This window comes from Olivibacter domesticus (assembly GCF_900109575.1).
Classification (GTDB): Bacteria; Bacteroidota; Bacteroidia; order Sphingobacteriales; family Sphingobacteriaceae; genus Olivibacter; species Olivibacter domesticus.
The window spans coordinates 16318-40588 of sequence record NZ_FOAF01000012.1 but is presented as its reverse complement, the minus strand read 5'-3'; the positions used below and the strand labels follow the sequence as shown (position 1 = coordinate 40588).

21 protein-coding genes and 1 riboswitch are annotated in these 24271 nt (G+C 38.6%); of the genes, 11 read left to right on the top strand and 10 right to left on the bottom strand.

Translation table 11 applies throughout. From position 1 onward, the window contains the following. Positions 1–13: 13 nt before the first annotated feature. Positions 14–1333 (top strand): DUF5690 family protein, encoded by a 1320-nt coding sequence (locus tag BMY50_RS25230; RefSeq protein ID WP_093331442.1) that lies wholly within the window; start codon positions 14–16, stop codon positions 1331–1333. Positions 1334–1487: 154 nt separating this feature from the next. Then, positions 1488–2735, top strand: a complete 1248-nt coding sequence (locus BMY50_RS25225; protein WP_093331437.1) for a PQQ-dependent sugar dehydrogenase — start codon at positions 1488–1490, stop codon at positions 2733–2735. Positions 2736–2875: 140 nt separating this feature from the next. On the opposite strand, the gene BMY50_RS25220 is transcribed toward BMY50_RS25225, so the two are convergent. After that, positions 2876–4138, bottom strand: coding sequence for a hypothetical protein (locus tag BMY50_RS25220; RefSeq protein WP_093331432.1), 1263 nt, complete (start codon positions 4136–4138; stop codon positions 2876–2878). A 375-nt stretch (positions 4139–4513) separates the two neighbouring features. Here BMY50_RS25220 and BMY50_RS25215 point away from each other — a divergent pair, with 375 nt between their 5' ends. The 5 genes from BMY50_RS25215 (at position 4514) to BMY50_RS25195 (ending at position 10181) form a co-directional block, all read left to right on the top strand. Then, positions 4514–5779 (top strand): DUF2264 domain-containing protein, encoded by a 1266-nt coding sequence (locus tag BMY50_RS25215; RefSeq protein ID WP_093331429.1) that lies wholly within the window; start codon positions 4514–4516, stop codon positions 5777–5779. 303 nt (positions 5780–6082) lie between these two features. After that, the gene (locus BMY50_RS25210; protein ID WP_093331424.1) at positions 6083–6805 is read left to right on the top strand and encodes a sensor histidine kinase; all 723 of its coding nucleotides are present in this window, start codon (positions 6083–6085) and stop codon (positions 6803–6805) included. Next, positions 6798–7508, top strand: a complete 711-nt coding sequence (locus BMY50_RS25205) for a LytR/AlgR family response regulator transcription factor (protein WP_093331420.1) — start codon at positions 6798–6800, stop codon at positions 7506–7508. The genes BMY50_RS25210 and BMY50_RS25205 overlap by 8 nt, the downstream gene beginning before the upstream one ends. A 110-nt stretch (positions 7509–7618) precedes the next feature. Continuing rightward, positions 7619–9895 carry a cation:proton antiporter domain-containing protein gene (locus tag BMY50_RS25200; protein WP_093331415.1) on the top strand — a complete coding sequence of 759 codons (2277 nt, stop codon included), beginning with the start codon at positions 7619–7621 and terminating at the stop codon, positions 9893–9895. Between the two features lie 64 nt (positions 9896–9959). Further along, positions 9960–10181, top strand: a complete 222-nt coding sequence (locus BMY50_RS25195; RefSeq protein ID WP_093331410.1) for a hypothetical protein — start codon at positions 9960–9962, stop codon at positions 10179–10181. 125 nt (positions 10182–10306) lie between these two features. Here the strand turns inward: BMY50_RS25195 and BMY50_RS25190 are convergent, their stop codons facing one another. The 5 genes from BMY50_RS25190 to BMY50_RS25170 all read right to left on the bottom strand — a co-directional run bounded on the left by BMY50_RS25190 (position 10307) and on the right by BMY50_RS25170 (position 14019). Further along, on the bottom strand, positions 10307–10963 hold the full coding sequence (locus BMY50_RS25190) for an NAD(P)-dependent oxidoreductase (protein WP_093331404.1): 657 nt from the start codon (positions 10961–10963) through the stop codon (positions 10307–10309). 112 nt (positions 10964–11075) lie between these two features. Then, positions 11076–11909, bottom strand: a complete 834-nt coding sequence (ygiD, locus tag BMY50_RS25185; RefSeq protein WP_093331399.1) for a 4,5-DOPA-extradiol-dioxygenase — start codon at positions 11907–11909, stop codon at positions 11076–11078. Between the two features lie 63 nt (positions 11910–11972). Then, positions 11973–12638 carry an NADPH-dependent F420 reductase gene (locus tag BMY50_RS25180; RefSeq protein WP_238383890.1) on the bottom strand — a complete coding sequence of 222 codons (666 nt, stop codon included), beginning with the start codon at positions 12636–12638 and terminating at the stop codon, positions 11973–11975. A gap of 141 nt (positions 12639–12779) precedes the next feature. Beyond that, positions 12780–13361 (bottom strand): Crp/Fnr family transcriptional regulator, encoded by a 582-nt coding sequence (locus BMY50_RS25175; RefSeq protein WP_093331395.1) that lies wholly within the window; start codon positions 13359–13361, stop codon positions 12780–12782. 112 nt (positions 13362–13473) lie between these two features. Beyond that, entirely contained in the window at positions 13474–14019 is a 546-nt protein-coding gene (locus BMY50_RS25170) for a fibronectin type III domain-containing protein (RefSeq protein ID WP_139202331.1), read from the bottom strand. A gap of 477 nt (positions 14020–14496) precedes the next feature. Here BMY50_RS25170 and BMY50_RS25165 point away from each other — a divergent pair, with 477 nt between their 5' ends. Then, entirely contained in the window at positions 14497–15450 is a 954-nt protein-coding gene (locus BMY50_RS25165) for a metallophosphoesterase family protein (RefSeq protein WP_093331385.1), read from the top strand. Positions 15451–15548: 98 nt separating this feature from the next. On the opposite strand, the gene pafA is transcribed toward BMY50_RS25165, so the two are convergent. The 3 genes from pafA to BMY50_RS25150 form a co-directional block, all read right to left on the bottom strand. Beyond that, on the bottom strand, positions 15549–17186 hold the full coding sequence (pafA, locus tag BMY50_RS25160) for an alkaline phosphatase PafA (protein ID WP_093331381.1): 1638 nt from the start codon (positions 17184–17186) through the stop codon (positions 15549–15551). 239 nt (positions 17187–17425) lie between these two features. Next, on the bottom strand, positions 17426–18703 hold the full coding sequence (locus BMY50_RS25155; RefSeq protein ID WP_093331377.1) for a voltage-gated chloride channel family protein: 1278 nt from the start codon (positions 18701–18703) through the stop codon (positions 17426–17428). A 53-nt stretch (positions 18704–18756) separates the two neighbouring features. Further along, positions 18757–18822, bottom strand: a riboswitch (Fluoride riboswitch). 74 nt (positions 18823–18896) lie between these two features. Beyond that, positions 18897–20114 (bottom strand): metallophosphoesterase, encoded by a 1218-nt coding sequence (locus tag BMY50_RS25150; RefSeq protein WP_093331373.1) that lies wholly within the window; start codon positions 20112–20114, stop codon positions 18897–18899. Between the two features lie 382 nt (positions 20115–20496). Between BMY50_RS25150 and BMY50_RS25140 the strand changes: the two genes are divergently transcribed. Together BMY50_RS25140 and BMY50_RS25135 are read left to right on the top strand one after the other, a co-directional pair. Beyond that, positions 20497–22176, top strand: coding sequence for a GMC oxidoreductase (locus BMY50_RS25140; protein WP_093331363.1), 1680 nt, complete (start codon positions 20497–20499; stop codon positions 22174–22176). A gap of 72 nt (positions 22177–22248) precedes the next feature. Beyond that, on the top strand, positions 22249–22545 hold the full coding sequence (locus tag BMY50_RS25135; RefSeq protein WP_093331359.1) for an RNA polymerase alpha subunit C-terminal domain-containing protein: 297 nt from the start codon (positions 22249–22251) through the stop codon (positions 22543–22545). Between the two features lie 41 nt (positions 22546–22586). Here the strand turns inward: BMY50_RS25135 and BMY50_RS25130 are convergent, their stop codons facing one another. After that, the gene (locus tag BMY50_RS25130) at positions 22587–23174 is read right to left on the bottom strand and encodes a suppressor of fused domain protein (RefSeq protein WP_093331355.1); all 588 of its coding nucleotides are present in this window, start codon (positions 23172–23174) and stop codon (positions 22587–22589) included. Between the two features lie 296 nt (positions 23175–23470). Here BMY50_RS25130 and BMY50_RS28685 point away from each other — a divergent pair, with 296 nt between their 5' ends. Beyond that, positions 23471–24211, top strand: a complete 741-nt coding sequence (locus BMY50_RS28685; RefSeq protein WP_093331350.1) for a LytR/AlgR family response regulator transcription factor — start codon at positions 23471–23473, stop codon at positions 24209–24211. Positions 24212–24271 lie beyond the last annotated feature (60 nt).

Below are 24271 nucleotides of genomic sequence, written 5' to 3'. Positions count from 1 at the left end.
CACCCCCTATACAATGGAAACAAAATCCAAGAATAAAGTTTCACGTTGGTTAGCAGAAACGTCTTCTCCTAGTTTCATCTTGTGGTGTGCGTTTGCAGCTTTCGGTGCTTATTTCTGCATGTATGCTTTTCGTAAACCTTTTAATATGGGGCACTATGATGGCTTAAGGTTATGGGGGATGGATTATAAATCCATCTTAATTATTGCGCAGGTATTAGGGTATATGACATCCAAATTTATTGGTATTAAGGTGATTGCAGAAATGAGGCCTAATCAAAGAGTGCAGCTTATTATTGCACTTATTCTAATCGCTGCATTAAGCCTTTTGCTATTTGCTGTGATCCCTTTTCCTTACAATTTTCTATGTTTATTTTTAAATGGGCTTCCCTTGGGAATGATCTGGGGAATTGTTTTTAGTTTTTTAGAAGGGCGGAAGTTTACCGAACTGTTAAGCTTTGGTTTAAATATCAGTATCATTGTTGCTTCTGGCGTACTTAAAACAGTCTATTTGTTTATCCAACATCTGTTGGGTGCATCGGAATTCTGGATGCCCTTTATTGTCGGTGGATTTTTCTTTCCATTCTTTTTGTTTTTCGTTTGGATGCTATCTGTAATCCCGGCTCCAAATAGTAAAGATCAGTTGTTACGAGCGGAACGTATTCCGATGGATAAAGAAGCTCGAAAAGCTGTCATGGCGGTATATGGACTTGGAGTAGCATGTATTGTTGTTATCTATGCCTTTCTTACTGTTATGAGAGACTTCAGAGATAATTTCTCGGTTGAGATCTGGGATGAAATTCAACCAGGGTATTCTGAGACGGTATTTGCCACTACAGAAATTATAAGCAGTATTATTGTGGTGCTTGCTATTGGTTTGATTGCTTTCATTCGTAATAACAATAAAGGATTTATTTTTACGCTTGCCTTGATGATGTTTGGGATATTGCTAAGCGGAACCAGTACATTTCTTTTCCAACTACATTATATCAACGCCTATAGTTGGATGTTGTTGATAGGTGTTGGGCTATTTCTAGCATATACTCCCGTTCAAACTGTTTTATTTGAAAGAATTATAGCCTTATTTAAAATTAGAGCAAATGCAGGTTTTTTTGTCTACTTATGTGATTCGGTAGGGTATTTAGGAAGTGTAGGCTTATTGTTGTTAAAAGAGTTTGCCATGCCTACCGTGAAATGGTCATCAATACTGATTTATTTTTGCTATTCAATCGTTCCTGTATGCCTAATCCTACTAGTGTTTGTATTTGTTTTTTTTGGCGGAAAGAAAAGACAGCAAAAAAATGAAGAGGCAATTTACAGGCCCTCCTGTACATAGACTTGATGATAATGAATCGCTTGTATTTGATATAGCATGCAACATAAAAAATACATATTGTATCATGAGATATAGCTAGATATTTTTAGTTTTACGCCCCGTAGCCTAAATTGTTAGGTGTCAGATCAGAAACACTAAAATAACGAGCTTAAAAATGCACAAAAAACTCTTACATTTTGCTGGGGCCATTGCCTTTGCAACCCTACTTTTTGGATGTAACTCCAAACCAACTAACCAAGCAAAATCAGCACCCCTTAAATTAGAACCGGGTTTTTCGGCTACTATCGTTGCCGATTCTTTAGGTTCTGCCCGGCATTTGGCCGTCAATAAATCAGGAGATATTTATATAAAACTTGGCGCGTTAAAAGATGGTAAAGGAATTTATTGCTTATCAGATACAGATGGCGACGGTATTGTAGATCAAACAAGTTCCTTTGGAAATTACCCGGGTACTGGTATTCTTATTAAAGATGATTATTTGTACACCTCGTCAAATACAACTGTTTACCGCTATAAACTTGATAAAAATCAAAAAGTGATTAATGATAAGCAGCCAGAAGTTATTGTAACAGGGCTTGTAGCTCGGGCTGTTGATGGCTCAAAACCCATGGTAATTGACGATAACAACAATTTATATGTTGCTGTGGCTTCTTATTCTGATGCTTGCAAAAATGAAACAACTGATGGAAAATCTTGCCCCTTGCTAGATTCGGTTGCCGGTATCTGGCAATTCAAGGCAGATAAACCCAATCAAAGCTACACCGATGCTGTACGTTTTGCGACAGGCTTAAAGGGCGTTGTCGGTTTTGCTTGGAATGATATCTCAAAATCTTTATTTGCTATGCACCATGGACGAGGCGCTTTCCATGAAAATTATCCACAATATTTTGATGCCGCTTATTCTGCTAAGTTTCCAGCGGAGACCATGTATGAGCTGACACAAGGAGCGGATGCCGGATGGCCTTACATATACTATGATCAGGTGCAACATAAACAATTGCAAGCGCCGGAATTTGGTGGTGATGGAAAAAAAGAAAGTGATCGTAAATACTTAGACCCTGTTATGGCATTTCCTGCACATTTGGGACCTAATGATATGTTGTTTTATACGGGCAACATGTTCCCTGAAAAGTACAAAAATGGGGCCTTTATAGCTTTTCACGGTCAGTCGACCGAAATTCATAAGGGTTTCTGCGTGGCTTTTGTCCCTTTCAAAGATGGCAAACCTAGTGGTGATTGGGAAATATTTGCAGATGATTTCGCCGGTGTTGATTTAGCACATCCTACCGGTCCCAGTCAGCATAAACCATGCGGACTTGCGCAGGGGCCCGACGGTGCTTTATATGTAAGTGATGATTTGCAGGGAACCGTTTACCGGATAGCCTATAAAGGAAAAAGCTAAGCTTTTAATAAAGCGTTAATAAAAACAGGTTGTATATCATATACACTGCCCCAAAAAATGTCTAACTTTTGGGGGCAGTGTATTCCAATGCTAGGACTTTCAATTGTGAGAGGGGTGCCTCTGTTGCCCAGGTTCTTTAACTAGTCATAATCCGAATACCTTACCGCAAAAACTGTTCGGTTTTCCTTATTATATTTTGCGGTTTCGTATTCAGTAAGATTCCAAAGCAAACCGGTGTTTGGTTCATGATATAAATCTTCAGCACCATGAGGCCACCTGTAGCGAGTAGCGGCAGTAGTGCCATCATTGTATCGCACCAGTCGAGCGGTTGAACCTTCATAGCTACTGTTACCAGTGGTTGTCATAATGGTCTTTGTTTGTTTGCGGTAAACGCCCTGCATTCCATAAACAGGGGTGTCATATTTGTCGAGTGGAGAAATACTTTCAACAGCGCCAACCAACTGCCCCTGGCTGTTGATAGGAAATCCGTATACCTGAGGGATTTTTCCATCAGCTGCACCTAAATATTGGCCTGTCCATAGTCGCAATTCGCTAGCGGTGCTCCCCTCACCAAGTGCAACACAAGAAAAAGGGTTCGCATTTGTGATTTTATAATAGCCTATTTGTGGTAATACATAACCATAATTAAAGGCTTTCAAACTCCCGTCCGTTTCAATACCAATGCGTTCCTCATTAGGATCACCAGCAGCACTTAAAAATTTGGTCAAATCAAATACTCTTAATCCCAACCGGGTATCGGCAACATAGATTTTGTCATTATAATAAGCAACTCCGCCCGCATGTATAGTTACCGGGGCAAACCCATTCAATTGACTATATTCATTCGAAGGCCTATAAAGTTCGCTGTTAGTCATATTTGCTTTATTCTGAACTAATAATATATGGCGATAGGTAATACTGGACATATTAGTAATGTCTACTAGACTTATACGAACTCCTTTGTGCTGGTTATATACACCTGCAATGTTGGAAGGACCTATCCCATACCAGGTAACGAGTAAGTAATTTTTTCCGTTTTTTGCAAAACCGGTAATACCCTGTGGTCTCCATTCTTTGGTGTCCTGATCACCTTTGTTCCATTTAAATCCTTTAACCTGCCTATCTGCCGGGATGTTAAAGCCGTATGTCGTGTTGTACCCGCTAGCTTGCCCTGCTCTATTTAGGCTTAGTTGATCAATACTTTTAAATCCATGACTAGCTAAATTTTGAACAAAATTGCTTTCATCGGTATACGCAACAGATACATTAGAGGCCAAGGTCAATGTACTATTTGTGTTCACTGAAGCAAGATCCTGCGCTAGATTTTGCTTTTCCAATACTTCTTTTTTTGAGCATGAACACATGAATAAAACAAGAGAGAAAAGGTAAATTGGTTTTTTCATTTTTTGTGGTTTAAAGCGTGTTTTGTTAGCATGTCATTATCTATTAATGGTGACATATCAGCAAATTAAATCAATGGAAATTTCTATAATGTTTATTTAAGATTACCAAATCTTTATGACATTGTTGTAAGACTGCCATCATATCGCGTAGAGCACGGTGTAACTAAGATATCCCAGGCATGCGGAGGCTGTCTACATCAAACGAAGTGAATCGAAGAGAGATATCTCCTAACCAAGCGCTGGGGTGGCTGACGAAGAGATTTTAAATGAATATTTTTCCTCAAAAATGATTAGGAATTATGTGCAGGTTTATCGAATTAAAGTATATTTTTGAATTCAGTATATCCGTTATTTCCGGTACCGAAAAGATAAATAATGAAGAGAAGAAACCTTTTAAGAAAATTATCATTCGCCAGTGTTGCAGGATTATTCATACAGCCTGCTCAGTTATTTGCTGGAACGAAAGATGTCGAAATTGAGAAGCTACCAAGTGGCATAGACGACCGTAAATATTGGGTCGATTTATTGGATAAAATTGCAAGTCCTCTGTTAAGTAATATGAGCAAAGGAACCTTACGAAAAAACATGGATATGCAAGTGAGTCCTATTTGGGATAATCGAGATAAGGGGGTAGGATATTTAGAAGGATTGGGCCGTTTGTCTACAGGTTTGGCTCCTTGGTTCGCTTTAGAGAATGCTAATAGGGAAGAGGATGTTATAAGAAAACGTTTAAATAAACAATTGTTAGCCAGTATTGCACATGGTGTGGATCCCGAAAGTCCAGATTATTTAAGTTGGAGCAGCGGTTCACAACCGTTGGTTGATGCGGCATTTTTAGCGCAGAGCCTTATCAAAGCGCCAAAGGCATTATGGGAACCATTAGATGATACAACAAAAAAACGGCTCGTTCATGAATTTAAACAATTGCGGAGAATAAAACCTTACGAAAGTAACTGGTTACTCTTTGCAGCGATGATAGAAAGCTTTTTACTTAGTGTTGGGGAGGACTTTGTGGAAGAACGAATAGATTATGCATTAGAAAAGATTAAAGAATGGTATAAAGGTGATGGATGGTATGGGGATGGCCCTGTTTTCAGTTTTGATTATTATAATAGCTATGTCATTCAACCCATGTTGATAGATGTACTTCGCGTAAATGTGCAGCATAAACGCAGATCAAAGGAAGAATACGATCTCGCATATAAACGTATGCAGCGGTACGCTGAATTTTTGGAGCGCATGGTTTCTCCAGAAGGTACTTATCCTATTTTTGGTCGTTCAGCAACCTACCGAACGGCCATTTTTCAACCTTTGGTCCAATTGGCATTAGAAGATGGGTTACCGGAGTGGATTAAGCCGTCGCAGGTACGATGTGCAATAACATCCGTTAAGAAAAGGATATTTATACCAGAAACTTTCGTAAAAGGCGAATGGCTAAGCCTAGGCATTGTTGGAAATCAACAGGAAGGTTTGGCTGATACCTATAGTAATACAGGAAGTATGTACTTAACATCGCTTTCGTTTCTGCCACTGGGGCTGCCTGAAAAACATTCATTTTGGTCGGAACCTTTTGAACCATGGACGATGTTAAAAGCTTGGAAAGGAGAACCTTTTAAAAAAGATTATCATGTGAATGTCTAAAATGAACGCTCTTTCGCCCCTGCTATTAATGCGTAAAAAGCATTGGGAGCCAATTTGAAGGGCAATTTTCACTAAATTTGAAGAATGTTAAAATATGTTAAAACATCTAAAATACTTGCAGGGAACGTTTCCGGTACTTATCTTTGTATCATCATAATTTAGGTTTATAATTGGTTAGTAAAGGTCTTCAATCTCCCCGATTGGAGACCTTTCGTTTTTGACGAAAATTGCATAATAACGGTAGTTTATATATGTTTGCTAATAAAAGCGTACATTTTGTTTAGTAACAGATCTATATGGCCAATGCTTATTATTTTTATCGCAATAGCTATAACACTTACCATCATCATTATATTTTTGCTTAATAAATTGCGTATTATTAAAGGTGAAAATGGTTTATTAAAACGTAACTATCAGGAACTGGAGAAGAAAACAGCTGTTGCAGATGATGAAGTACTCCGATATAAGCTCAATCCGCATCTATTTAAAAATGCACTTAATGCCATACAATCCCATGCCTATCAGAGTTATTACGCATTGGATAAATTATCAAATGTACTCGACTACATTTTGTACGAATCGAGCACCCAATATGTGAATTTGAAAGAAGAGATTGAGTTTACTAAGAGCCTCATCGAGATAAACCGATTAAAAACAAGTCCCTTATTTAATTTACATGTTAAAAATAAAATCAATGTTGAAAATCGCTTGTATGAAGAGGGGCTTATAGCACCATTGATTACTATTAATCCCATTGAAAATGCCTTTAAACATGCTAGTCTGCAACGTGAGGACGCCTTTATATCGATTGTGTTTGATTTGGTAGATGGATGGTTTCAGCTTTCTGTATCGAATAGTATTGAAGCGGGGAGTAATTTGGAGAAAGTAAAAGGCGGGTTGGGAAATCCTACCTTTAATAAGCGCTTAAAAGCTATTTACGGTCAGGATTTTAGTTATAATGAATCTGTTGGTAACGGGATATACACGACGTATTTGGAAATAAAACTACGGGAACCTTATGGTTAGATGTGTATTAATAGACGACGAGTTACCGGGGCTTACTTATTTAAGGCGCCTGTGCGAACAAATTGAATATGTCGAGGTGGTAAAAGCGTACAATGACCCAACGAAATTTTTGAAAGAAATCAATGATTTGGATTTTGACGTTTGTATTCTCGATATTGAAATGCCCGGCATAAATGGATTAGAAGTTGCTAAACACCTTCAAGGGAAATTGGTCATTTTTTCTACAGCCTACAAGCAATATGCTGCGGAAGCGTTTGATCTTGAGGCTATAGATTATATAAGGAAACCTATTAAGCAGGATCGGCTGGAAAAGGCTTTGCAAAAGGCAAAATTATATTTAGAAAAACAAGAAGCGCCTGAAGAGTTTATACATATAAACAGTAATAAAGGTAAAACCTTTCTTTATTTTAATGAATTATTATATATCACAGTGGCCGATACCGATAAGCGTGATAAGCGAGCAATGCTTCGAAACGATACCGAGATCATCCTCAAAAATATTTCTTTTGATGATCTGATGAAATTGTTGCCTAGAAGGATATTCATTCGGGTTAATAGACAAACTATACTGGCCAAACACGTTATTGCTACTTATACTTCCGAGACGATTAATACTAATATATTGGATACGGAAGGCAAGCGTTTACAATTTGCATTGAATGAACATTATCGTAAAACTTTCTTCGAAAATTATACAAGCTAGGTTTATTACAAAATTCATCTTGTTGGTTACAAAAATCTATCGTTCCTTATAAAAAAAATCTTTCGTGTGTTAATTTAGCATAAGTGAGTAGCATCGTACTCATATTTGCTATGAAGGGAATTAAAAATTTATTGTTCTATATTACGGTGATTGGTGGACTTTCTGCCTTTATCTATTTAATGATTATTAAAGGAGAGACTTTTCAAATGGGCAGACTCTCTGTTAATATGTCAAGCTCAGAATCTTCTAGCTGGAGTCATTTCCTAGCTTCGCTTTCGCATAACTTTACCTACCCCTTTGCCATTTTACTTTTACAGATCATTGCTATTATTTTGGTAGCAAGAGCTTTTGGTTTTGTTTGTAAAAAAATCGGACAACCATCCGTAATTGGGGAAATTGTAGCAGGTATCGTGTTAGGGCCTTCGGTTGTTGGAGCCTATTTTCCGGAATTTTCTTCCTTTCTTTTTCCCGCTTCTTCTTTAGGTAATTTAAGCGTAATGAGTCAAGTCGGACTTATCTTATTTATGTTCGTGGTAGGTATGGAACTTGATTTAAAAGTTTTGCGTAATAAAGCTCATGAGGCCGTTGTAATTAGCCATGCTAGCATCGTTTTTCCATTTGCATTAGGAGTGCTCTTGGCTTATTTTATCTATCAGCAATCGGCACCAGACCACGTCAGCTTTATTTCTTATGCACTTTTCATTGGGATCTCAATGAGTATTACAGCCTTCCCGGTTTTGGCAAGGATTGTTCAGGAGCGGGGTTTAACTAAAACTAAATTGGGATCGGTGGTGATTACATGTGCAGCAGCAGATGATATTACTGCGTGGTGTATATTGGCAGCAGTAATTGCGGTGGTAAAAGCCGGATCATTATTAAGTGCTGGGTATACGATACTACTTGCTATAGGATATGTCTTCCTGATGTTGAAAGTTGTTCGTCCGTTTTTGAGACGTATGGGAGATATTTATTCCAACAAAGAGGCGTTAAGCAAACCTATTGTTGGTGTGTTCTTTGTGACCCTCCTCGTGTCTGCCTGGTGCACCGAGGTTATCGGTATACATGCGCTCTTTGGGGCCTTTATGGCTGGGGTAATTATGCCTGCCAATGTCAATTTTAGAAATATTTTTATTGATAAAGTAGAGGATGTAGCACTGGTGCTATTATTACCTTTATTTTTTGTGTTTACGGGGTTGAGAACGCAAATTGGCCTCCTCAATGAAGCTGGATTGTGGCAGATGTGCGGTATTGTTATATTGGTGGCTGTGGTTGGTAAATTTGTAGGGAGCGCGGTAGCTGCCCGCTTTGTAGGACAAAACTGGCATAGTAGTTTAACGATAGGGGCATTGATGAACACAAGAGGCCTTATGGAGCTTGTCGCTTTAAATATAGGGTATGATTTAGGCGTCCTTAGTCCACAAATGTTTGCTATGCTTGTCTTGATGGCGCTCATTACTACATTTATGACAGGGCCAGCATTGGATCTGATCAATAAGTTCTTTAAAAATGAAGAGGATGAAACTTCGGTTGCGCTAAGCATGAAAGATAAATACAATATATTAATATCTTTTGGAAGTCCGGCAACAGGAAGGCTACTCGTTCGTTTGGCGCATTCAATGATTCGTAAATCTAAAGAATCTGCTACTATTACGGCTCTGCACCTTTCTCCAGGCAATGAGCTTAATAATTTTAATGTGGGAGAATATGAGAGGGAAAGTTTTGCTCCAATAAAAGAAGAAGCTAATAGCCTTAGTCAGCCAGTAATATCACTCTTTAAACCATCACAAAGTATTGACGATGAAATTGTGGAAATGGCTAATGAAGGCGATTTTGATTTATTGCTTATCGGTATTGGTCAGTCGGTTTTTGAAGGTACTTTTTTAGGTAAAATTCTAGGATTTACCACCCGGGTTATCAATCCGGAGCGCCTATATGATACGTTGACAGGCAGAGAAAAGTTATTTACAGTGGGGGTCTTTGACGAACGTACAAAGCAAATCCTAAAGGCGACTAAAATTCCTACAGGCATATTGATCGATAAGAATCTGGGGGGAATAAAAAATGTAATTGTACCCGTTTTCTCATTAAGTGATAGCTTTTTGTTGATCTATATACAGAAACTTATTCACAACGGACAGGTGAAAATCACTTTATTGGATGTGATGGGTGTGATAAAGCATGATGTCGAATTTAAAGAATCAATAAGGGCTATTCAGCAGGTTGCGCCTGAACATATTGTATGGACGCATAGTGATAAAATGAAAATGGAATCCTTGGTTCAACAGGATTTAATGATTATCAGCCTGAACAGTTGGAAAAAGTCTATTGAAACACGAAGCGTTTGGTTATCCGAAACACCTTCGGTACTGATTATAAAACCTGCATGATCCATACCCTTTTAATAGGGTCTGGGAGATATAATAAATGAGTTTATAAATAAAATTAGATTGTATGGAAACGTTAAAATTTAAAACAAGTTTAGATACTACCTCAGCTTTAAAGGTAATTGATCCGCTTTTGAAAGGTATCGAAGGTTTGAAAAAATGGACCGTAGATTTCGATTCTATTTACAATCTTTTGATCGTGGAAGGAGTGGGTTTATGTGCTTCCGAAATTGTACATTGTCTGCAATTTGCAGGCTTTAAAGTTGTCCGTCTATATGAAGAAGGATAGCATGGTTAAGTCTTGAACGAGTGGTATAGGGCGTGAATTATAATAGACAGGCATACGGTTGGATGCAATGCTGACCGTATGCCTGCTTATACTATTTAATGAATACCAAATTGGATGTGTTTCAATTAATATCCAACAGTAAAACGTTGTTTAAGATGTTTTGGATGAAGTGCTTCGTCAACGATAGCTACTGCGAGATCGTCCACTGTGATCCAGCTTCTACCATTTTGATCGGCCACCGGATAATCTGTTCCTAGTCGGTAAGTACCTGTGCGTTCTCTTGGTAAACCTTGATGCATTTCAGGGGCAGGACTTAAAAATGTCCAATCTAGTTCTTTTTCTTCTTTGAGTATATTTAAATAATCGCGTGCGGCAGTGGCTCCTGGTTTCCATTCATTGGGAAATCCTGGCGTATCAACTAGTTGTATGCCTTCTGTGGTATATAAGCTTCCGGCTCCACCAACAACAATAATACGTTTTACTCCTGCTTGTTTAACACCTTCTTGAATAGCTTTCGCACCTTCTAGAAAATCATTGTACAGGTTAGGGTTTGTCCAACCAGCATTGTAAGCGCTAATAACTACATCGTAACCTTCTACGGCTTGCGCTAACGCTGCTGTGTTTGTTACATCTACTTTAATAGTGTGGAGCTTTTCGTCTGTAACATCGAGTTTTGAAGGATCGCGTACCAAAGCTGTTACCGCTTCGTCACGTGTTAATAATTCGTTTAAAACGACTCTGCCAACAAATCCTGTGGCGCCAATTAATGCAATTTTCATCATGTTTATTTTATTTTTTTAAAGTATCAAGTATCAAGTATCAAGTATCAAGTATCAAGATATTGTTAAGTACTAAATATGTTGATGCTTTTTACTATTCTGCCGACTTAACCGTTCAACCAATCTTCACTGATGTCATGGTTAAAGATCCGCCAACGGCATAGTCATTAAAAAACTGTACGTCATCTTTTTTGCCTTGTAAGGCAAGTGTGTATATAAGCGGGAAATAATGATCGGGCGTTGGTATGGCCAGTAATGCTTCGCTTCCTAATCGATCGTATCGAATTAAATTATCATGGTGACCGTTAGCTATCAGGTCTTTAAAAATAGTGTTCATTTGAACAGCCCAATCATAACCATAGTTAACTTCATCTATATGCTGCCAGGAAACCATACGCAGGTTGTGCACCATATTGCCGCTGCCTATAATAAGTACACCTTTTTTTCTTAGCTCGTATAACTGTTTTGCTAATTCATAATGGTAACGGGCATCTTTGCTGTAGTCTATACTTAATTGAAGAACGGGTATGCTGGCATCTGGATACATGTGACGAATAACTGTCCAAGCGCCATGATCTAGTCCCCAATCATGATCGAGCACTACGTCCGTACTTTTGATTAATTTTGCCGTCTCAGCTGCTAAATTTGGGTTTCCAGGGGCCGGATATTGCACTTCGTATAATGCTTTAGGGAATCCACCGAAGTCATGTATCGTCTTTGGAAAATCCATCGCTGTTACCTGAGTTCCTTTGCTTAACCAATGTGCGGAAATGACCAACACACTTTTTGGTGTAGGGATCTTTTCTGCCATTGCTGCCCATGTTTGACTATATATATTGTTTTCGATACCGTTCATGGGTGATCCATGACCGATAAAAAGTACCGGCATTAAGTAACCATCTTGTTTTAATGAATCGGTATATTGATTAAATGCGCCTAGACTGTTCATACTTATTTCTCCTGCCAAAATGCTTAATAATTGCTTGTTTACCCATGGGAAATAATATCCCGTTTAATCATGTAGGATTTTCCAACCGGCGCGCCAGTTATAATGATTTTTTATGCCCAATTGCATAAGAAGAATCTGCATATTCTCTAATGTGCGGCTTTTCTTTATATCACCGGTGATGATTGGTTTAAATCCTACTGCTTCTACTAGCACCGCCGTTTGCTGTAAAGCCTCGTCACTGTTTCCCGCAAGAAAACAATCGGCAGTATTCCCTGCAAATACAGGCTGACCAAAATTGGCTGCAAAAGTGGTATTAAAAGTTTTTATTATTTTTGAATGTGGTAAGAGCTGCTGCAATTCTTCTCCTGCACTTGTATGATCGGGCAGTAATGACCCTGTAAAATCGGCGGTTATTGGATTGGATATACTGATCACAATTTTTCCCGTAGCTACTGCCGCTATTTTTGGTGCTAGTTCTTTCTCCGCTATATAAGGAACTGCTAGAATAATAATATCCGCTTCCCAACTGGCGTCTATAGGGCACAGTAACCAATCTGCGTCGGCGGCTGCATTCAACTGTTTTATATTATCTTGTAAGTTCTGAAGCTTATTTTCATCTGACCCCATTAATAGTAAACGGTAAGAAGCTTGAGCCAAGCATTTTGCTATGGCAGTTCCCATACTTCCGGTTGCACCGATGATAGCTATGGTCTGTTTTGTCTTCATCATGTTGCTCCTTTGATTTAACACTACAAAGGTAGCGCCCATTAGGTTTTTCTCCCTTGATATAGAATAAGAAATTTATTGATTTAGATCAAGATTTTAGTGCGGAATCTAATGACAATTCAACATATTTGACCACGCAACAATTCAACTATTTTTTAATAACTGCCTTCTTACTCTACTCAAGGTTTCAGGGGTGATGCCTAAAAAAGAAGCTAACATATGTTGGGGAACCCGTTGGGCTATATTAGGTAATGCTTTGAGCACTCCCTGATACCGTTCTTCAGCATTTGAACCTAGTGTACAGGCAATACGGTTCTGCATACTAATCAAGCTGTTTTGCATGAGTATGCGCATGTAACGTTCCATCACGGGAATAGCTTGGAGCATTTCCTCCAGAGCGGTCTGGGTAATTAGTAATACTTCGGCATCTTCCAGTACATCAATGTCGTAACTGCTGGGACTCCCTGTTAAGAAGCTGTAATTGTCGGCAATCCACCAACCTTCAGGTGCAAATTGAATAACGTGCTCATTACCTTTATCATCTACTTGAAAAGATCGGAGCATACCCTTTTCTACGAAAGCTATGTACTTACATATATCTCCTTGCTGAAGCACATATTGTCTTTTACGATACTTTTTTGGAATGAAAAACGGTGTTAATTTATTCTCTTCCTCTTTTGTAAGCGTAATTTTTTTGTCAATGTGTTCAAATAATACCTCAAACATAAGTTTCCTTGAAAAAACAGCAGCAATATATTAAAAAGCCATGAATACTAGTTTAGATAGGTGTAATAAAAACCTAATAAAGCAGGGACGAGCTTCTGCCCGTCCCCAAGAATTACCTGGCCATGCGGCTAACAGGTTCGCTCCAGTCGCTCACGCCTTTGCCATTGCGCGATCGCACTCGTACACGGCAGATGCTCCCCGCTTCTAAAGGGGCAATGATATTGTTGCGCGAGGATGTGGTCGTCAAAATGTTACCCCATTGCGGTATACCGTTATCATCTACAAATGTAGCATAGCTGTATTCGTATTCCCAAGCACTTTTTGCCATATTAAAATCAAAGCGCAGTTGTCCGCTTTGTGGAGTGTCCAAGAGACGTAGCCGTTCAGGAAACAAAGGAATATCCATTGATGTGCGCAACTGTTTTGCCGGGAAACCAGAACTTAAAACAATGTGAAGAGCACCGTTTGCTACTGTATTAACATAGAAGGCTAATTTTTTAAGTTCGCTTTCTAACAGTTGTCTACTGTGATTTTTCTCACTGGTATTCAGTGGGCTTCCTTTTCGGGTACTGGCTAACTTATCGCGAAAATCGTCAACAATTAACTGTACATCAGCCAATGCTGGTAAAGGCGTTTCAAAATGAGGGTTATCTGTCATCGCGGTGATAACTGTAACACCTAATGTGGCTAAAGTATCATCTGATATTTTGCTAAAGCCCATGTTTGCGTATCTATTGCATAATTGAAAAAATTAAAATGTTAAAAAATAAATAAGTATAAATGTTGTCTATAAGCTTCTATCTTCTTTAAGGTGGTTTGCACGGGTGTTCTCTTTTTTTTATCATATCTCTTATTCTTTTAATTGCACACCAACCGCTGGTAGATGCGTATTATGAAAATGGTAAAATGTTTGTCAGTTTTTGTAACAAAATAACCATAAAATAAAGATTCACTAAGTTGATATATGCATTATAACCTCTTTAATGGTATTAATCGGTTACCAATGCCGATTAAGGGATGAAAACACAAAGAAATCTTCATATTAACTTAACATTGGCTCATATAAATTTGCCTTTATCCTAAGAGCACAATTATTAATATCCTTCGTGTTTAATAGATCATAAAATAAAAGCAGATGAATCGTAGATCATTACTGAAAAATTTGAGTATAGGCGGCCTCACAGGCTTATTGTTGGGGAAATCGGCCTTCGCTAATGTGTTAACAGAGGACGGTAATAATGCGGGAACAGCCAAGCGTGCTTTACGTTTTGCCCACTTAACAGATGTACATATGCAACCAGAGTTAAATGCTCCAAAGGGCTTAGCCAGTTGTTTACACCATGTACAATCACAGGCAGATCGGCCAACACTCATTATCAATACGGGCGATTGTATTATGGACGCATTAAAGCAGCCAAAAGATCGGGTAGAAACGCAGTGGAAACTTTGGCATCAATTGATGACGGGAGAAAATAGTCTTCCTATCGAATATTGCATTGGCAATCATGACTGCTGGGGTTTCGGTCAGAAAATAGATCCGCTTTATGGAAAGAATTATGCGCTGGATATGATGCGCCTGCAAAAACCTTATCGTAGCTTTGATCAATCAGGATGGCATTTTGTCGTGTTGGATAGCATACAGCCACGCAGTACAGATGGACAATGGTATGCTTGCCAGCTAGACGACGCGCAATTTGAATGGTTGGAGCAGGATTTGGAAGCAAATAAAGAAAAACATACCGTTATTTTATCACATGCACCAATCTTGTCGGCAGCTCCTTTGGTAGTAGGACATCTTGGAAAAACGGATACAGGTTATCAATTGGGTGGGGGGGCCATATTAAATGATGCGGAACGTGTAGTGACACTTTTTACAAAATATCCTCAAGTAAAATTGGCTCTAAGTGGGCATATTCACTTAAATGATGAAGTCAAATATCAGGGTGTAACCTACATCAGTAATGGTGCTGTCAGCGGTAACTGGTGGAAAGGAGATCGTTATGCCACTAAAAATGGCTATGCGTTGGTAGATTTATATGAAGATGGCACCTTTGATAACATATATATACCGTACGGCTGGACTGTTTAATCTCTTAAAAGCCATCGATAGCTGTTTTTATTAGCTAAAGTAGGTTTGTCAATGGAAGAGCGAATACTATTCCATTGACAAACCTTTTTACTATTCCATTATTTTTTCTGGAAAGATATAGGCTTGCCTACATTTCCATTAGGTTCTTGTATATGAAGCATAGCCGCTAGGGTAGGTGCAATATCACACATGCTGACCACTTTATTGCTACTGCCAGCAGGAATTCCCCAGCCCATCCATAGCAGAGGTATGTGTGCATCGTAGGGGTTCCATGCACTATGGCCTGTACCGGTTTGATTTGGAGAACCATTTTTCCACTGCGGATCGAAGATGATTTGTATCACACCGCTGCGCTTATAATTATAGCTGTTTATGATCCGCTCGCGAATGGGTTGCGGTACCGAACTACTTCCTACTTTGTCCATGTCGACTGCAAAAGCTATACCGGGAACCTGTCGAAGGTAATCCACAACAAAAGAGCGGATAGTCTCTTCGTTTAGACCTTTCTGCGCAATGAGCGCGTGATTTAAATGTACCTGATCGTTTTCAAGACTTTGGATTACCTGATCGGTGCCAAATTTTGTTAATATCTGTTTGTTAAGGTTTTTTGATACCTCGTCGCTGACATACCCGCCACTGCCTTTATGATCAATATAGAAAGGATTATTGTGAGAAGCGCCATGATCGGCTGTTAGGAATAAGGTGTATTCGCCATGCCCTACCTTCTCATCTAAAAATTGCAAGAATTTGGCTATATCCTGATCTAAACGGAGGTACATGTCTTCCACCTCTAAAGCATTTACGCCATATTGATGCCCAATAGCATCCGTAGAAGACAAGCTGATAGCCAGGAAATCGGGTACATTAGCTGGATTGTGGCCCAGTTGCTCCTGATTGATGGCTTCTTTTGCAAAGTCTAAGGCGAAGGCATTACCAAAGGGTGTACTATAAATAATACGGGCACCGTTATTTTCTAACGTTTCGGCATTGACTGGGAGAATAGGGCGCGTAGTGCCTTTCATCGGTCCTTCATAAGGGTTGTCGTCCGGACTACTCTGTACATAGCTATCTGCAGGATACAGCGTGTTCCAACCATCTTTTAAATAATTGACGGCTCTTTTTTCGTCATTGAATTTTTTTACCCACTTCGGTAAATCTTGCATATAATAGCTGCTCGTAATCCAGTTAGCTTGGCTGTCAAACCAATAAGCGGCATCGGCAAAATGTCCGGCAGGCATGATGCTTGAACGATCTTTAAAGGCAATTCCAATAACTTTACTACGGAAATTAGTTGCTAATTTAAGCTCATCGGTTATAGTAGAAGCTTGCAGGTTTTTAGGCGACATCTGTCCACCTTTACCAGAAGTACCTACCCCCTGAACGGTGCTGTCTTCGGCACAATACATGTTTTTACCTGTTTCACGGACAATAAATTCATTGCCGGTAATACCGGTAATAGAAGGAACGCTTCCGGTATACACACAGCTATGTCCGATGGCGGTAACCGTAGGGAGGTGATCGATGTAGGTGTTTTCATTACTAAAGCCTTCGTTGAGCAGGCGTTTAAATCCGCCTTCTTGATAACGATCATAATAACGATAAAGATAATCCCAACGCATCTGGTCAATCATTAGTCCTACTACGAGTTTAGGACGATTTAATGGTTTGGATTCTTGCGAGTAGGCCGTCTGCAGAATTAGAAGAAGGGATACAATGGTGACATGTAGGCGTATCATCTTAAATGATTTTAATGATTTTTGAACTAAGATGCGAAGATAGGTGCGGTAAAGTACCTTTGAATGTTATTGATGTTAATTTATTGTTAATTTTCTGTCGATTGGTTTTTAGTATGCCTGAGTTTGCTGATTTATTTGAGTCTACCCGCCCCATAAGTTCATGTTACGATTTGATCTTACTTATCTGTTAATGCGTAGGTAACTCATCTCAACTTTGATATGGCATGCCTCATTTAACACTATCCCTTCCTTGCCCAAATTTTCTGTGCACTATAAATCCCTGCATGTCCGCTAAAGAAATAAGCGGTATAACATGCTACGGCAAAATAAATCAAATACTCCCCACCAAATAGTTCTACACCCATAATTGTACATGCCAAGGGTGTATTGGTAGCACCAGCAAAGACCGCAATAAACCCGAGTGCTGCAAAAAGTCCGACTGGAGCATTTAGCAAAGACGATAACGTGTTTCCGAGCGTGGCACCAATATAAAATAATGGCGTTACTTCACCTCCCTTAAATCCACTGCTCAAGGTAACACTTGTATAAATCGTCTTCCATAGCCAGCTCCAGGTGTCGGATCCGCCTTCTTTAAACGCCGAAGGGATGGTGATTGCTCCAGGATATTCGGCATCTACTCCTAAACTTAGATAATCGGGTTTTCCTAAAACAAGCGTTAAAATGATAATAATAGTCCCTCCTATTATAGGGATTATCCAGGTTTTCCGAAAAAGGCTCAAGAAAATTTTTTTTAAGCGATGAGCCATTTGTGCAAACAGCAAACTAGACAAGCCAAAGGCGATGGAAGCTATTACAACTTTTGTCAAAAGCAGGATATTTAACGAAAAATAGGTTTCAAAGTAGTTAGGTATGTCGAAGGTGTCGATGCGATAGGTGGTGTGATGCACCTGCCAGGCAGATACAGTGAGATCACCTATTAGACTCGCTATTAAACAGGGGAATATGGCAAAATACTGTATGCGTCCGATGGTTAATACCTCTAGTGCAAAGATGGCACCGGTTAGTGGTGTTCCGAATACTGCACCAAAACCAGCGGCAACGCCTGCTGTTAATAGCATACGTGTTTCTTTCGTATCAAGCTTAAACCACTTACTGAACATGTGAGCGATGCTGCCGCCAATCTGAACAGCTGTTCCTTCACGGCCAGCTGAACCCCCAAACAAATGAGTTATTACAGTACTGACCAGCACAAGCGGCCCCATTCGTTTCGGTATTCCACCTCCCGGTGTGTGAATTTCATCCAGAATAAGGTTGTTGCCTTTTTCAGAAGTTTTTCCATAAAGCTTGTAAGAAAAATGAATAAGTAGGCCAGCAAAAGGTAAAAAATATAAGAGCCATGGATGCTCAAAACGATAGTGAATGGAAAGATTCAATGCCCATAAAAAAAAAGCAACCATACTTCCTATTACAATGGAAACAGGCAAAATAATCACCGTCCATCTTAACAGATTCTTAAAAACTCGAATTTGTTCCAGTGAAAAGATTTTATTTATCATGATATATAAGCTAATAGTCTACAAAAAATCAGAGGCATATCTGCCTAAAGATCTATTCAGTAGACGCCATCAGCTTTTTTAGGGCGGTTCAGTCGGAAGGCATCATTTCCGTGAAACAAACATAAATAAAATTTGCTGATATACAAAATGCACGATAGGGCGGTAAAATACATGCAATGTATGGGAGCTGCGTTTAAGCTTTCTTCAGCGTAATTACGCTAATTTCCGGCCAGATACCAACCCTTCCCGAAAAGCCTATAAATCCAAAACCTCGATTTACATTAATGTATTTATCCTCTTTATGATACAGTCCGGCCCATTGGTTATAAATGTACTTTACAGCACTCCATCTTAATCCAGGAATTTCGATACCAAATTGCATGCCATGCGTGTGACCAGCCAGCGTTAGGTGAATGGGTTTTGGATGAAGGAGTGTTTGTGCTTCCCAATGTGTAGGGTCATGAGATAATAAGACATTGAACGCGTTGTCCTCTACAGCGAGCATGGCTTTATTAAGGTCTCCATATTGCGCAAAGCTTTTCCCCCAGTTTTGAATACCTACCAGGTTGATGTGCTGATTATTCTTCTCAATTTTGACATGTTCATCCAGAAGTAAACGGAATCCCATTTCTTTTTGCATCACTTTGAGCCGATCGAGGTTAGCACTCTTCGCCTCTGGAGAGGTCCAGGTAATATAATCACCATAGTCGTGATTACCCAAGATAGAAAATACACCTAATGGCGCCGTTAACTGTGCAAATAGAGGTTGCCATTCATCCAGTTCAATCGCCTCGTTGTTAACTAAGTCGCCCGTAAATACCAGCAGGTCACTTTTTTGTGCGTTTGCTAAGTCAATACCATGTTTTACAGCTTCACGGTCAGTGAAACTACCGCAATGAATGTCAGATAATTGCGTGATGGTAAAGCCATCAAACGCTTCGGGCAGATCTTTAAATCGGAGTGTATGACGATGAATTTTGTAATTATATTTGCCTTTAGACATGCCGTAAATGATAGAAAGAAAGGGGATCGCACTTATCCCGAGTATGAGTTGACTAACAAACCTTCGGCGACCCGGAAAACCAGTATGATCTTTATGCTGAAAGGCATAACTACCTAACCGCGATATATCTTCCAATAAAAGAAAAGGTAATACCAGCAATTTTGGTAAAATGGTTAATAACACAAAACCTACCAGAACGAAGATATATTTGTTGGGTAGCAACTTTGGATTAATAAGTATCAAGTAAAGTATAGCCAATATAAGCAATAGGTCAAATAGCCAATAAGCCCAATGAATTATATGTCTTGAACCTGGCTGCAAGGTACTGGTTACAGAGCGGAGTGATTGGAAGAAATAAAAATCCAATAAAATCCAAATAGGTATGATGAAAATGATTCTGCTTAACATATTTTAAATCAAATACAATTTAGATATGCAAAATAAAGAATTGTTGCAGTCATTTACAGAAAAGATGAGGATGGGATAGATAAATGAAATTGGGATTATAAAAACCTCTATCTATGTATATTATTATTTATAAAGAACCGATTTGTTGTTTGCCCGAAAAATAAAATTCTTGAATATTTTTCTAATTTGGCTTGGATGTTTATATTTGAAAAGGAAGTATATCTAAAACTTTTTCAAAACCAAGAAGTATTAAATTACAAATTTTTAGGGAATGTCATTTACGGAGCGTTTTTTTTAACCAGTTATGCTAACGTTGGCATTGTTAAGAATAAAAGGACTAAATATAAAACTAACAAACGAACTATAATAAATTATAATCATTATGTCGAACAATGTGTATGATGCTATCGTTATCGGTTCAGGTATCAGTGGCGGTTGGGCAGCAAAAGAGCTCACAGAAAAAGGTTTAAAAACGCTGATGTTGGAAAGGGGTCGGAATGTGGAACACGTAAAGGATTACAAATTTGCGTCTAAAAGTATTTGGGATTATCCTTACCGAAACAATCGAAGCCAGCACATGATCGAAGAACATCCCATACAAAAGCGTTATTGGCCAATGACCGAGGGAAATGTGGATTTTTTGGTAAATGAAATTGATAACCCATACGTTGAAGTAAAGCGTTTTGACTGGATTCGAGGATATCAAGTAGGTGGGAAGTCACTTATATGGGGGCGGCAAAGTTACCGTTTAAGTGATCTGGATTTCAACGCTAATCTGAAAGACGGTATTGCAGTAGATTGGCCAATTCGGTATAAGGATCTGGCCCCTTGGTATGGCTATGTAGAACGCTTTGCAGGCATTAGTGGTAATCGCGATGGTATTACCGTATTACCAGATGGTGATTTTTTACCTCCGATGGAGCTGAATGTAGTAGAAAAGGATGTAGCGGCCAGAATAAAAAAGCATTATAATAATGAGCGTAATTTGATTATTGGTCGCGTTGCCAATATTACCAAGCCTCTTCCTGGCAGAATTAATTGTCAATATCAAAACCAATGTAGCAATGGCTGTAATTTTGGTGCTTATTTTAGCACACAAACCTCCACATTGCCAGCAGCAGTTAAAACAGGTAACCTAACGGTGCGGCCATGGTCGATCGTGACGAATATTATCTATGATAAAGAAACCGGCAAGGCCAAAGGTGTCGCTGTATTAGATGCGGAAAATAATCAGACGTATGAGTATTTTGCTAAAGTTATTTTCGTCAACGCCTCCGCATTGAATTCTGCTTGGATATTAATGAATTCTGCTACGGATATCTGGGAAGGAGGATTGGGCAGCAGTTCAGGCGAATTGGGACATAATGTGATGGATCATACGCTTGGTAATGGGGCGAGAGGTATCGTGGAAGGATTTGAAGATAAATATACTTTTGGACGACGGGCAAATGGCGTTTATATACCTCGCTTTCAAAATATTAAGGGTGAAAAGCGAGATTATATAAGAGGCTTTGGCTATCAAGGCGGCGCTAGCAGAGAAGGATGGCAGCGAGATGTGGCCGAGTTAAACATAGGGATAAATCTTAAAGAGGAACTTTGTGAACCTGGAACTTGGACAATGGGTATTACTGGCTTTGGCGAAATTTTGCCTTACCATGAAAATAGAATTTATTTGGATAAAAATGTAAAGGATAAATGGGGATTGCCTGTGTTGACAATGGATGCCGAAATTAAGGAAAATGAAAAACGAATGATTGATGACATTGTGAAAGAAGGAAGAGAAATGTTGGAAGCGGCAGGTGTGAAGCAAGTGAGCGAATATAGAGCTACTTTTGCTATGGGACAGGGAATTCATGAGATGGGAACAGCACGTATGGGAAGAGATCCAAAAACCTCTGTGCTAAACGGTAATAATCAGGTATGGGATGCACCTAATGTTTTTGTAACAGATGGTGCCGCAATGACTTCCTCCGGTTGTGTTAATCCGTCTTTAACTTATATGGCGATGACGGCGAGAGCTGCTAATTTTGCTGTTGAACAGCTGAAAAAAGGTGATATATGATAGGTGTTTTGATACATTTATTTATTTGCTGATGATGCGTTCAAAAAAGGCATAACGCAATTTAAAGTTGATATGATTAACGAAAAGAAGACGCTTCGTATTTGTAGCAATGGACATCAATATTATAAAAGCAGCGACTGCCCCGTTTGTCCCGTCTGTGAGCAAGAAAATAGACCAAAGGAAGGTTTTTTAGCTACTATTAGCGCCCCCGCAAAACGGGCACTTGAACAGAAGGGCATCGTAACATTGCAACAATTAGCTACCTTTAGTGAAAACGAAATTTTGAAGCTACATGGTATGGGGCCTAGTACGCTTCCAAAACTTCGTGTGGCAATGCAGGAAGCAGGATTATCCTTTAAAAAGGACTAATATAGGATGTCCCAAATTTCTTTGTTTACCTGTTTGAATTGTTAAAGTACCGATGCCCTATTAAGATTGGTGATGTCAATTTCGTGCTTCATGAAGAGTTGTTCCAAAGCGTCGAAACCATGTTTCTCCCGATAATTACACTCCGCATCTGAAATAGGTACCAGTAGAAGAAAATAAACTTTTTTACCGGAAAGTTTCATGGAATCCAATTTTTCTTGCCACATCAATGGCTCTACAAAAAGTAGATGTTTCAGTGCTATATTTTGATGATATATGTTCACCATATTTTTAAAGACAGTACCGGGTTGGCAGTTCCATTGGTTTTTGGTAATATGAAAACCCACAGTAGATAATATATTTGCCCATTTATTGCTACTATTATTTCCACTTAGTAATAGCTCGACGGGAATGTTTTTTTCCGAACCATCGCTCATTTCTATATTATTGGGGAAATCAGACAGTCCTATTGTACAATATATGTAATTGTTTACGTCGAGTGGATCTTTACAATTAAGAATGTGTAAAGTATTCGTCTTATCATCGTCATGGTATGCGTATACCTGGGGATCTATACCAACTGCTGTTGCTACTGCGTGAGCTAACTGAATGTTATCTTGGCTTGGGCTCATTAATTAAATTATCTTTAGAAGATCGTTTTATTTGTACCTATTTGCTTAAATAGGGGTGTTTGTGAAGTAAAGAAAGTTTATTTTTCGGAAATAAACAATAGGTATAAATATACCTCTTCTTAATGTATTGGTTTTGAGAAACAATTTCTATTTTAAGCGACAAATTTGTTATAATTATAGTGATTATTGTTGCCTGGGCTTTATTTCTGTAAAATAACAAGGTTGTAATAAAAGTAAATTATACAAGATTTTGGCTTTATTAACAGTTTCCTCTATTTTTAAAAAAATGTTTGCCTATGTTGAAATGTGTTATTATTGATGATGAACGGAGCGCAATAGGAGTTTTAGAAGACTATATTGCACAGATGCCGAATTTAGAGCTTGTAATGACTTTTACCGATCCAGTGTTGGCCTTAAATGAGATTACTGGAAGTGAAAATAAATTCGATATTGTTTTTATGGATATTAATATGCCCCATTTAGATGGATTGGCATTATCAAAAACAATAAAAACGCAAGTTAAATGGTTAGTTTTAGCTACAGCTTATAATGAATTTGCCTCCGAAGCATTTGAAGTAGGAGCGTCTGCATATCTATTGAAACCATTCTCATTTCCAAAGTTTGCTGCAGCAATCACAAAATTGATTGAAAAGGAAAATAATAGTCCCATAATAAATAAGCAAGATAATTTCTTTTTTGTTAAAGTTTCCGAGAAAGAAAATAAGCAGAATGTTGTGAAGGTACATTACGATGATATTATTGCAGTAGAAAGCCTCAAAAATTATATTAATATTCACACCCTTAAGGGATCTTTGGTTGTTTATTTAACCCTGTCAGAAATAAAGAAAACGTTACTCCTTAACGAAAAATTCATTCAGGTTCATCGATCCTTTATTATTTCCAAACAGCATATTGAAGAGGTAGAAAATTATCGGATAAAGATGACTCATAAACTTCTTATTCCCATAGGAATTTCTTATAGGGATGAATTTAATGAATACATTAACAGTAGAACTGCAAAAACTGGAAGATTTTGATTATTAGATACTTATAGGCTAATTAGAGCCATTCCACTTTTATTTATAGCTAACCCAAAA